This window comes from Gillisia sp. JM1, from assembly GCF_000424645.1.
Classification (GTDB): Bacteria; Bacteroidota; Bacteroidia; order Flavobacteriales; family Flavobacteriaceae; genus Gillisia.
The window spans coordinates 549,355-562,116 of sequence record NZ_KE384218.1; the positions used below are offsets into that span (position 1 = coordinate 549,355).

9 protein-coding genes are annotated in these 12,762 nt (G+C 36.4%); all 9 read left to right on the forward strand.

The window, feature by feature from the left end; genetic code table 11:
- Positions 1 to 34: 34 nt before the first annotated feature.
- The 9 genes from nrfD to H033_RS20900 all read left to right on the forward strand — a co-directional run bounded on the left by nrfD (position 35) and on the right by H033_RS20900 (position 12,762).
- Positions 35 to 1,828, forward strand: coding sequence for an NrfD/PsrC family molybdoenzyme membrane anchor subunit (gene nrfD, locus H033_RS19685; RefSeq protein WP_081661811.1), 1,794 nt, complete (start codon positions 35 to 37; stop codon positions 1,826 to 1,828).
- 5 nt (positions 1,829 to 1,833) lie between these two features.
- Positions 1,834 to 2,358 carry a DUF3341 domain-containing protein gene (locus H033_RS0105755; protein ID WP_026837436.1) on the forward strand — a complete coding sequence of 175 codons (525 nt, stop codon included), beginning with the start codon at positions 1,834 to 1,836 and terminating at the stop codon, positions 2,356 to 2,358.
- Positions 2,359 to 2,366: 8 nt separating this feature from the next.
- Positions 2,367 to 3,053 carry a c-type cytochrome gene (locus H033_RS19690; RefSeq protein WP_034886135.1) on the forward strand — a complete coding sequence of 229 codons (687 nt, stop codon included), beginning with the start codon at positions 2,367 to 2,369 and terminating at the stop codon, positions 3,051 to 3,053.
- 26 nt (positions 3,054 to 3,079) lie between these two features.
- Positions 3,080 to 4,456 carry a hypothetical protein gene (locus H033_RS0105765; RefSeq protein ID WP_026837437.1) on the forward strand — a complete coding sequence of 459 codons (1,377 nt, stop codon included), beginning with the start codon at positions 3,080 to 3,082 and terminating at the stop codon, positions 4,454 to 4,456.
- 30 nt (positions 4,457 to 4,486) lie between these two features.
- The gene (locus H033_RS0105770) at positions 4,487 to 5,641 is read left to right on the forward strand and encodes a cytochrome c oxidase subunit II (RefSeq protein ID WP_026837438.1); all 1,155 of its coding nucleotides are present in this window, start codon (positions 4,487 to 4,489) and stop codon (positions 5,639 to 5,641) included.
- A 29-nt stretch (positions 5,642 to 5,670) separates the two neighbouring features.
- Entirely contained in the window at positions 5,671 to 7,488 is a 1,818-nt protein-coding gene (locus H033_RS0105775; protein WP_026837439.1) for a cbb3-type cytochrome c oxidase subunit I, read from the forward strand.
- A 126-nt stretch (positions 7,489 to 7,614) separates the two neighbouring features.
- On the forward strand, positions 7,615 to 8,637 hold the full coding sequence (gene ruvB, locus H033_RS0105780; RefSeq protein WP_026837440.1) for a Holliday junction branch migration DNA helicase RuvB: 1,023 nt from the start codon (positions 7,615 to 7,617) through the stop codon (positions 8,635 to 8,637).
- Between the two features lie 733 nt (positions 8,638 to 9,370).
- Complete coding sequence (locus H033_RS0105785) at positions 9,371 to 9,934, forward strand: helix-turn-helix domain-containing protein (RefSeq protein WP_026837441.1); 564 nt, start codon at positions 9,371 to 9,373, stop codon at positions 9,932 to 9,934.
- A gap of 440 nt (positions 9,935 to 10,374) precedes the next feature.
- Positions 10,375 to 12,762 carry an InlB B-repeat-containing protein gene (locus H033_RS20900; RefSeq protein ID WP_051227817.1) on the forward strand — a complete coding sequence of 796 codons (2,388 nt, stop codon included), beginning with the start codon at positions 10,375 to 10,377 and terminating at the stop codon, positions 12,760 to 12,762.

The window sequence follows — 12,762 nt, forward strand, 5'->3', positions numbered from 1 at the left end:
ATTAATATTAGTAAAGAATCAATTATAAAAGGATATGTCTCATTACGAAGCACCTATTAGAAAGCCTTTAGTTATCGGGGATAAGACCTATCACGATGTAACCGTAGATGTGGCTGCACCAGTTGAAGGCCGGGCGAATAAACATTGGTGGATAGTTTTTTCTATCTCACTTATCGCTTTTCTTTGGGGAGTAGGTTGTATAATTTATACCATTTCTACTGGAATTGGAACTTGGGGATTGAACAAGACCGTGGGTTGGGCTTGGGATATTACCAACTTTGTTTGGTGGGTAGGAATTGGGCATGCAGGAACCCTTATTTCTGCAGTATTATTATTATTCCGTCAAAAATGGAGAATGGCAATTAACCGTTCTGCGGAAGCTATGACCATTTTCTCTGTTATGCAGGCGGGGTTATTCCCAATTATTCACATGGGGCGCCCATGGTTAGCATACTGGGTATTACCTATACCAAACCAATTTGGTTCTCTATGGGTAAACTTTAACTCTCCTTTGCTTTGGGATGTATTTGCAATTTCTACTTATTTATCTGTATCGCTAGTTTTCTGGTGGACAGGTTTACTTCCAGATTTTGCGATGATTAGAGATAGAGCGATCACTCCTTTTAATAAACGCATCTACGGAATACTATCCTTTGGATGGAGTGGACGTGCTAAGGATTGGCAACGTTTTGAGGAAGTTTCTTTGGTACTTGCAGGTTTAGCAACTCCTTTAGTACTTTCTGTACACACCATTGTATCTTTTGATTTTGCTACTGCGGTAATCCCTGGATGGCATACCACTATCTTCCCTCCATACTTTGTGGCTGGGGCGGTATTCTCTGGATTTGCAATGGTAAATACACTTTTGATCATTATGAGAAAAGTGTCTAATCTAGAAGATTATATTACAATACAGCATATAGAATTAATGAACATTGTAATTATGATTACAGGTTCTATCGTGGGATGTGCCTATATAACCGAACTATTTGTTGCTTGGTATTCTGGAGTAGAATACGAGCAGTATGCATTCCTTAACAGAGCAACGGGGCCTTATTGGTGGGCTTACTGGGCGATGATGACGTGTAACGTTTTCTCTCCACAATTCATGTGGTTCCCTAAATTAAGAAGAAGTATTATGTTCTCTTTCTTCATCTCGATTGTTGTAAACATCGGGATGTGGTTTGAACGTTTTGTAATTATTGTAACTTCATTGCACCGTGATTATTTACCATCTTCTTGGACAATGTTCTCACCTACATTTGTAGACATCGGGATATTTATTGGTACAATTGGATTCTTCTTTGTGTTGTTCTTATTATATGCTCGTTCTTTCCCAGTGATTGCACAGGCAGAGGTAAAAACGATCTTGAAAGCATCTGGTGCGAAATATAAGCAACTTCGTGCAGAGCATGGGGATGATGTAGATCACCGTAACCCGGCATTCATGGCAGAACCTAAAGCGAATAAAGCTCATGGCTTACACAATAAAGTAAATGATGATTCAGATAACAATCAGCATGAAGAAACTGTGAATGCAGATGCACTAACAACTTCAGAAGTTCAAAAAGATCAATTAGATCAGATGCTTTCTAGAATTGGGATTTACGATCCTGCAACTGAAACTGCAAGCGATCTTACTAAATTGAAAGCTGCTGGACCATTGTTACAACAACGTTTACACCAGGTAGGAATTTACACTTTTGCTCAGGTAAGTAGAATGGAATCAATTGATTTTGAATTGTTGAATGAGCTTATCGAGAATTTCCCTTCGGAAACAATGAGAGAAGATTGGATTGCTCAGGCAATTAAACTTAATAATAACTAATTAAGATGGCATCAAAAGTAATACACGCTATTTATACCGATGATGATTTATTGCTACAAGCAGTAAAACAAGTTCGTGACGCCCGTTACAACATCGCAGAGATTTATACTCCATTTCCTGTTCACGGTCTGGACAAAGCAATGGGATTAGAGTCAACTCGTTTGGCAATAGCTTCCTTTATCTACGGACTAATAGGATTTGCTGTGGCAATTATTATGATGAATTATATGATGATAGAAGACTGGCCACAGGATATTGGCGGAAAACCGAGTTTTTCTTTTATACAGAATTCGCCAGCTTTTGTCCCAATTATATTTGAATTAACAGTGTTTTTTGCTGCTCACCTTATGGTAATTACTTTTTATATGAGAAGTAAATTATGGCCTTTTAAAACTGCTGAAAATCCAGATGTAAGAACTACAGACGATCATTTCTTAATGGAAATTGATGTATCGAACCATAATGTAGAAGAACTTTCTAAGTTTTTATATAACACTGGAGCTCTTGAAATTAAATTAATTGAAAATTAATTAGAAGAATGAAAAGTTTATTTCATAAATCAATAGTTTTATTCTTAGTGGTAGTTACCACTACCTCTTGTTTTAATAAGGATAAGCCAAACTATCAATATTTCCCCGATATGTATGTGCCAGTTTCTTATGAAGCTTATGGGGAGTACGATATTTTCGCCAATGGGCAGGAAGCTAAATTGCCGGTAGATGGCACTATTCCACGTGGATGGAGCCCTTACGGTTATGAGAACTCTAATGAAGGTTCCGAGAAGGCAAAAGCGCAATTAACCAATCCAATTCCTTATTCTGAAGAGAATCTTGCTGCAGGACAACAATTGTACACTATTTATTGTGCCGTGTGTCACGGAGATCAAGGAAACGGAAAAGGAATTTTAGTAGAGCGTGAGAAAATATTAGGAGTACCAAGTTACGATGATGCCGGAAGAGCAATTACTGAAGGTAGTGTCTACCACGTAATGTATTACGGGTTGAACTCTATGGGTTCTTATGCATCTCAAACGTCTATTGAAGAACGATGGCAAATAGATCACTATGTAATGAAATTGAAAGGTGAACTTCTAGAGCAACCTGAAAGAGAATTCGAAAGTGATACTGCTACCGTTAAGCAAAATCTAATTCCTGCCGTAAATGCTGATACGACTATTTTAGGAGCTGATGCTAATACGGAATTAGACCAAGAAGGTACAAACTAAAAATAACTGCACTTAGATATATTAATATGTACACGCTATCAAGTAGATTAAAATTAACTGCAATCATTTTTATGATTGTAGGAGCTATTGGCCTTGTTTATTCCTTTATCGCTGCCCCAGATACAATAGAAGATGTAAAGGAAATGTTGGCTGATGATTCTCACCAAGATTCCGAAGAGGCTGCAGTTTTAGAAAACGATATTCATCTAGCTAATCCTGAACATGTAGAAGATGACCACCTTATTGCTGAAGAGAATGAAGGAGCAGAAGCTCATGCTGAGGAAGCAACTCACGATAATGAGCATTACGAACATTTATTGCATCAATTACAAAACAAGCCTTGGGCTGCTGTGTATATTGCTGCTTTCTTCTTTTTTATGATCGCTCTTGGAACCATGGCATTTTATGCAATTCAACAAGCAGCACAGGCGGGTTGGTCTCCTGTTTTGTTTAGAGTAATGGATGGAATTACAGCATATTTATTACCAGGAAGTATTATTATGTTTATTCTTCTGGCCTTATCTGGTATGCATTTAAATCACTTATTTATCTGGATGGATCCAGAAGTTGTAGCTCACGATGAACTTATTCAGAATAAAACAGCTTACTTAAATGTGCCGTTTTTACTGATAAGAGCCGCTATCTATATCGCAGGATGGAACATCTTTAGGTATTTAATGAGAAGGAATTCTTTGAGGTTGGATGAAGCTACAGATGATAGATTACACAAAACAAACTTTAAACTAGCTGCAGGATTCTTAGTGTTCTTCCTAATTTCAGAATCAATGATGTCTTGGGATTGGATCATGAGTATAGATCCGCACTGGTTTAGCACTTTATTTGGATGGTATGTGTTTTCAAGTATGATTGTTTCTGCAGTTACCATGATTGCTTTAGTTACTATATATCTAAAATCTAGAGGTTATTTAGAATATGTTAATGATTCTCATATTCATGATTTAGCTAAATTCATGTTTGGTTTCAGTATCTTCTGGACGTATCTTTGGTTCTCTCAATTTATGTTGATTTGGTATTCAAATATCCCGGAAGAGGTGACTTATTTTATAACAAGAATAGAGGACTATAACTTACCATTCTTCGGAATGGTAGTAATGAACTTTGTGTTCCCGGTATTGCTACTTATGAATAGTGATTACAAGCGACTTAACTTGTTTGTAATTATGGCTGGAATCATTATTCTTTGTGGCCATTATTTAGATATTTTTGTAATGATAATGCCATCCACAGTTGGCGAGTCATGGTTTATAGGAATACCTGAAATTAGTGCTTTATTGATGTTTGCAGGATTGTTTGTGTTTATTGTGTTTAGTGGACTTACAAAAGCTCCGTTGCTACCAAAACGCAATCCGTTTATTAAGGAGAGTAAGCATTTTCATTATTAATAAAAGATTGTTTAAAGAAGAAATAAAAAAATGACTGTATTTTTAATAATCATTGTAATAGCACTTTTTGCCGTAACTGTATGGCAAATGTCCAAGATATTTGATTTATCTCGTGGCCCTCATACAGACTCTTCACAAATTGCTAGTCAAAAAGACAATAAGGTAAATGGGTATCTGATGCTCATGTTCTTGGTCTTCATATATGTTATTTCTATTTATTGTTTCTGGCATTATAGTAAGTTCTATTTGCCTGAAGCAGCCTCGGAACATGGTAGTGAAGTAGATACTTTAATGTTCATCACTCTTGCCCTAATCATGTTTGTATTAGTTTTAACTCAGGGATTGTTGCACTGGTTTGCGTTTAAATATCGTGGCGAAAAAGGTAAAAAAGCCTTGTTTTTTGCAGATAATGACAAACTTGAATTTATCTGGACAATTATTCCGGTAATTGTATTGGCAGGACTAATTATCTACGGATTATTTACTTGGTCTGATATAATGAATATCAACGAAGAAGATGATCCTCTAGTTATAGAGATCTATGCATATCAGTTTGACTGGAGAGCCAGATACTCTGGAGAGGATAATACTTTAGGGAAAGCGAATGTTCGTTTTATTCAAGGAGTAAATCAACTTGGAGTAGACGAAAGTGACTCTTACGGAAACGATGATGTTATTATAAATGAATTGCACTTACCAGTTGGAAGACCGGTATTGTTCAAATTCAGATCTCAAGATGTATTACACTCTGCATTCTTCCCTCACTTTAGAGCACAAATGAATGTGGTACCTGGGATGATCACTCAGTTTGGTTTCACTCCAACCATCACTTCTGAAGAAATGAGAGAAAGTGAATACATGGTAGAAAAAGTTGGAAGAATTAATGATATTAGAAAAGATAAATCTAAAGAATTAACGGCAGCTGGTGAAGTGCCTTTAGATTCTTATGAGTTTGAATATTACTTGCTATGTAATAAGATTTGTGGTCAAGGTCACTATAATATGCAAATGAAGATTGTTGTTGAAAGCGAAGAAGATTACAAGGCTTGGATCAAAGAACAACAAACTTTCGGTGCTACAATGGCAGCAGCAGATGGGTCTACCGATGATATTATTACTGATGAAGATGACACTTTGGAAGAGGATTTGGATGAAGAGGGAAACACAGAAACTGAGCTTGAATAACATTATAAAAAAAACTAAGATTTAGAGATATGTCAGCAGTAGTAAACTCAACGGAAGCTCACACTCATGATGACAATGGTCATCATGAGCAAACATTTATAACTAAATATATATTTAGTACAGATCATAAGATGATTGCTAAGCAATATCTTATTACAGGTCTCTTAATGGGGATTATAGGAATTGCTATGTCGATTCTTTTTAGAATGCAACTAGCATGGCCAGAGCAATCATTCTGGATCTTCGAAGCACTTCTAGGAAAATGGGCTCCAGGAGGAGTTATGACACCTGAGATTTATTTAGCTTTAGTTACTATTCACGGTACCATCATGGTATTCTTTGTACTTACAGCTGGACTAAGTGGTACTTTTAGTAACCTCTTAATTCCATTGCAAATTGGAGCAAGGGATATGGCATCAGGATTTTTGAACATGGTCTCTTACTGGTTATTCTTTATATCCAGTTTGGTTATGTTAAGTTCTTTATTTGTTGAAGCTGGGCCAGCATCTGCGGGATGGACAATATATCCTCCTTTAAGTGCCTTACCACAGGCAATTGGTGGATCTGGAATGGGAATGACACTTTGGTTGTCTTCTATGGCAATTTTTATTGCATCTTCTCTAATGGGATCTTTGAACTATATAGTAACTGTAATCAATCTTAGAACGGTAGGAATGTCTATGACAAGGTTACCCTTAACAATATGGGCGTTTTTTGTAACTGCTATTATTGGGGTGGTTTCTTTCCCGGTATTGCTTTCTGCAGCTTTATTACTTATCATGGACAGAAGCTTTGGTACATCCTTCTTCTTAAGTGATATCTTTATTCAAGGAGAAGTATTAAGTCATCAAGGAGGTTCTCCGGTGTTATTTGAACACTTATTCTGGTTCTTAGGACACCCGGAAGTATATATTGTGATCTTACCTGCTATGGGTCTGGTTTCAGAAATTTTGGCAACAAACTCTCGTAAACCAATTTTTGGATACAGAGCGATGATTGCTTCTATCTTGGCAATTGCATTTTTATCTACAATTGTTTGGGGTCACCACATGTTTGTCTCAGGGATGAATCCATTCCTAGGTTCTGTGTTTACCTTTACAACTTTATTGATTGCCATTCCATCTGCAGTAAAAGCCTTTAACTGGATTACTACATTGTGGAAAGGGAACATACAATTTAATCCTGCAATGTTATTCTCAATTGGTTTTGTGTCTACCTTTATTACTGGTGGTTTAACAGGAATTATATTAGGAGATAGTACATTAGATATAAACGTTCACGATACCTATTTTGTAATTGCGCATTTCCACTTGGTAATGGGAATCTCTGCACTTTACGGATTGTTAGCTGGTGTTTACCACTGGTTCCCTAAGATGTTTGGTAGAATGATGAATAAGAACCTCGGTTTTGTTCACTTCTGGGTAACTGCAATTGGATCTTACGGAGTATTCTTCCCAATGCACTTTATCGGGATGGCAGGTTTACCAAGAAGATATTATACTAATACGGCGTTCCCGTATTTTGATGATCTTCAAGATGTAAATGTTGTGATTACTGTATTTGCGATAATTACATCTGCAGTACAATTAGTATTCTTATACAACTTCTTTAGCTCTATTTTCTTCGGAAAGAAAGCTACAATGAACCCTTGGGAAGCAACTACTTTAGAGTGGACTGCTCCGGTAGAACATATCCACGGAAACTGGTACGGTGACCTTCCTGTAGTATACCGTTGGCCTTACGATTACAGTAAGACTAATGAAGATGGAGAGTATGTAATTACAGGACAAGATTTTGTTCCACAAAACATACCACTTCAAGAAGGAGAAGAAGAAATGAATCATTAAGCAAGACCTTAAAATATTAAAAAAAAAGCCTTTTCTTCCGGGACATCCGGAATGAAGAGGCTTTTTTCTTTTATCTTTGTTTGAATCAATTATTTCCGATTGAATTTTAGAACCTGAATTCATAATATGAACGAGCATCTTGATCCTACCGGTGAGAATTTTTCTTCTGAAGAATTAGAAATAGACAGAGCTTTAAGGCCCCTTAGTTTTGATGATTTTGCAGGTCAAGATCAAGTGCTGGAGAATCTTAAGATATTTGTTGAAGCTGCCAACCAACGTGGGGAAGCATTAGATCACACCTTATTTCATGGTCCTCCAGGATTAGGTAAGACCACTTTGGCACATATATTAGCTAATGAGTTGCAGGTCGGAATAAAAGTCACCTCGGGCCCGGTTATAGATAAACCCGGAGATCTTGCAGGTTTACTTACTAATCTGGATGAGCGGGATGTTTTGTTTATAGATGAGATCCATAGGTTAAGTCCAATTGTAGAGGAATATCTGTATTCTGCAATGGAAGATTATAAAATCGACATCATGATAGAGACAGGGCCAAATGCACGTACGGTCCAGATCAACTTGAATCCTTTTACACTTATTGGTGCTACCACTAGATCTGGATTACTTACTTCCCCAATGAGAGCGAGGTTTGGAATTTCTAGTAGACTACAATACTACACTACAGAATTACTTTCTACCATCCTTCAGCGAAGTGCAGATATTTTAAAGGTACCATTATCCCTAGATGCTGCTATAGAAATAGCAGGACGAAGTAGAGGAACACCTCGTATTGCAAATGCATTATTGCGTAGAGTTCGTGATTTTGCTCAGATCAAAGGAAATGGAAAGATAGACATGGAGATCGCTAAATACAGTCTTAAGGCATTAAATGTAGATGCGCACGGTTTAGATGAAATGGATAATAAGATCTTGACCACGATCATAGATAAATTTAAAGGTGGACCTGTAGGCATTTCTACCTTGGCTACTGCGGTAAGTGAAAATGCTGAAACTATTGAAGAGGTGTATGAACCTTTCTTAATTCAACAAGGTTTTATCTTTAGAACTCCAAGAGGTCGAGAAGTAACCGAAGCTGCATACAAGCACTTGGGAAGGATTAAAGGGAATACTCAGGGCGGGCTTTTCTAAATCAGCATTTTTCTATTAAATCAAAGTATTTGTGAAAATAGGCCTTTAGAAGGGCTTTTTTTTAAAAACTTAACATTGGGTAAGTTGAATGATTTCCAGAACCTTAATCTGTTGTTTTTTAGCAGATCAATAAGGGTATCTCCGTTAATAATTCCATCAAATTGAATGATTTCGAAAATGTGTCTAAGGAATGCTAATCGAATTTCATAAGATTACTAGTAGGTCTGTCTGCCAGTATTAAATCCTCCCCTACTGAAGTAAAAATTGAATCTAGAGTTCTATGTTTTTAGGATTGATAAGCCTTCGTGGTTTAAAGTATGCTTTTTCTCTGAATTAAAACCCCGTGGTTTTTAAGTATTTATATTCAAAAGTTTCATTGCAATTGTTCGTTAATAGCAAACATAATAAAAATTATAACCTCTTGTTCATATTTGATTAGTGACTACACCGGAAAACTAAAATTTATGTTATTAACAGCTGATAAGTCCGTTAAAAACATATTTAATATCGATAAAAACCAAGCTTAAAATTCACAAGCATTTCCCAAATAATGTTTTATATACATAAATAGCCTTAGGTTTGATCCGTTAGCGATTATCTTAAATGTACGAAAATTCCTGCATTTAATTTTTATAGTTTTCAGAAATATTAATATTTGATTAACATATACTGCAATTAAATGCGTTATAGTAATTAGTTTGAATATTTAACTAACAGACTTAATAAAATTAATATGAGGTTATATATTAAATATATGGTTAGTTTGCGATGTAAAATGCTTGTAGAAGAAGAATTGGAAAGGCTGGAGATCCCATTTGGATTTATAGAACTTGGAATGGTTGAACTTCCTGGAGAAATATCTATTACACAAAGGAATGAACTTAAATGGAATCTTTTAAAGTTTGGACTTAAACTACACAAGGATAAAAAGAGTATTCTTATTGAAAACATAAAAAACACGATTCTGGAGATGATCCAATATGCTGATGGGTGTCCTAAAATGAATTATTCTAAGTATATCAGTGAAAAATTAAACTATGATTATACCTATCTGGCCAATACGTTTTCAGAAGTAAAAGGTATTACCATACAGCAATATATTATCGTCAATAAAATTGAAAGGGTAAAAGAATTGCTTTTATATGATGAACTCAATCTTACTGAGATCTCTTATAAACTTCATTATAGCAGCATGGCACATTTATCTGGACAGTTTAAAAAAGTCACAGGTCTTACGCCTACTGTTTATAAATTACTGAAGCAAAAAGAAGAAGAAGAAAAAATGGAAATCATTTAAATGAAAGGATTTGATTGTGAAGAATTTATTTTGGTTTTTACTTCATTATGTTCAATCTTTGATTGAACATAATGAAAAATCTTGACCTATTTTAAAAATTTATTTAGAACAAATTGATCAGTTTTCCGCTCTTGATTTGGAGCAAAGTTCCTCGCAGATAAATATCATAAAAAAACTTGTTTTCTTATTTCCAGATCGATTTTTCTCGGGTTTTCCATCACCCAACTTTTCTAAGTCCTGCAATATACTTTATTGCCTTTTAAACTGAGTCAAGAACAACCTGCTGGTTTTTAAAAGTTAAACTAACGCTAAATGTGTGAATTATATAACTCTTTCCAATTGTTATGTAATGCTTTGTGTTATTTGATGATGTAGGTTTACAACGTGAAAAATTATTTCACTCTGGTTTCTTACCAGTAACTTAACCTAAAGAAAAACACATGCATTTTAAAAAATTACATTTAACCTCTGCCTTGGCTTTTGCTTTTGCACTGGTACTTATAATTACCGGGTGTTCCAAAGATGATGTCGTTGAGATCGTTGGAGTTTGTCCAATTGTATTATCGACAGTCCCAGAGGATGGTGATATCAATGTACCACTTGACCAGGTGATCACCGTAACTTTTAATGAGGATGTAAATCCTGAAACAATTAATGAGGAAACTTTTATGGTAGATGGACCTACTCAATTAGTAGGAACCATTACGTCTTCAGGTGCAATAGCAACCTTTACACCTTCTGAGGATCTTGCGCCAAACACCACCTACACAGGAACGGTGACAACATCTGTTAAAGATCCTATGGGCAATGCATTACAGGAAAATTATGTATGGACATTTACAACTATCCCTGAAGTAACCTTATCTGCAAGCCCGGAAGCCGGAGGAACGCTTATTGGAGCTGGTACATTTGTTGATGGATCTTTAGTTACAGTAGCTGCAACACCTAATGAAGGTTTTACATTTACTAACTGGACAGAAGGTGAAACAGTGGTTTCAACAAGTTCAAGCTATCAGTTTGAAATGGACGGAAACATAGCTTTGGTAGCTAATTTTGACGAAGTTGTTTTAGGGAATTTTAGGATAAATCTTTCTTCAAGCCCAATTGCCGGTGGAACTACAAACGGATCTGGTCAATTTACTGAAAATTCAACTGTAACGGTTTCAGCTTTGCCAAATCCAGGATATGTTTTTGTTAACTGGACAGAAGGAGAAACTATAGCTTCTACCAGTTCAAGCTATCAATTTGTACTGACCGGAAACAGAACATTGGTTGCAAATTATAGCCTTGTACCTGAAAATCAATTTGCGGTAACCTTATCGGCAAATCCTGCAGAAGGTGGATCAACAAATGGTTCTGGTTCATTTGATGCTGAAACCGATGTAACTGTTACGGCAACTCCAAATACAGGCTATGCCTTTGTTAGCTGGACAGTTAATGGGACTGAAGTAGCAACCAATTCAAGTTATACATTTGAATTAACTGAAAACACGAACTTGGTTGCCAATTTTGAGGTTAGAACCTTCACACTAAATGTAACTGCCCAAAACGGAACCGTTGCAAAAAATCCTAATCAGGAAACTTACAATAGTGGGGATGAGGTAGTTCTTACAGCTACGCCAGCCGATGGATATGAATTTACATCCTGGAGTGGGGATGCTACCGGATCTAACAATCCATTAACAGTGGTAATGAATTCTAACAAGAATATCACCGCCAACTTTACTCTGGTAAATAATCCTGAAACCTTCACATTAAATGTAACTGCCCAAAACGGAACCGTTGCAAAAAATCCGAATGAGGAAACTTACAATAGTGGAGATGAGGTAATTCTTACCGCTACGCCTGCCGATGGATATGAATTTACATCTTGGAGTGGGGATGCTACAGGATCTAATAATCCATTAACAGTGGTAATGAATTCTAACAAGAATATCACCGCCAACTTTACGCTGGTAAATAATCCTGAAACCTTTACATTAAATGTAACTGCTCAAAATGGAAGTGTTTCAAAAAATCCAGATCAGCAAAATTACAATAATGGAGATCAAGTAATTCTTACTGCAACGCCAGACAACGGTTATGAATTTACATCCTGGAGCGGAGATGCTAACGGATCTAACAATCCATTAACAGTGGTAATGAATTCTAACAAGAATATCACCGCCAACTTTACGCTGATAAATAATCCTAATCCTCAAGGGATAGATCTTGGATCTGCTGCAGACTTTGTTGTTCTTGCAGGAGCAGGGATTACTAACACTGGTGTTACCACCAGGCTAAATGGTGATGTTGGTTCTTTTCCAACTGCTACAATTAATGGCCTAGACCAGACAAATGTAAATGGAACGCTTTATACTACAGCTAATCCTATAGTAGACCAAGCAAAACAAGATTTGACTGCAGCTTATAACGATGGTCAATCAAGGTCTTTGAATGCTATCTCATTGCCTGGACAACTTGGAGGTCTTACCCTTACCCCAGGATTGTATGTTAATTCAACTTCAACCGGAATATCAGGCACGGGACCACAGGGAATTTTGACACTGGATGCAGGTGGTGATCCAAATGCAGTTTGGATCTTCAAAATGGGTTCTACACTTATCACAGATCCGGGCACAAGTATTGTCCTTTCGGGTGGTGCAAAAGCCGAAAATATTTTCTGGGCAGTAGGTACTTCTGCAACTCTTGGAACTACTTCTGTTTTCTACGGAAATATCCTAGCAAACATATCTATTACCTTGAACACAGGTGCGATACTTAACGGAAGAGCCTTAACTAGAACCGGAGCAGTAAGCCTGGATTCAAATACAGTTACAAAACCATAA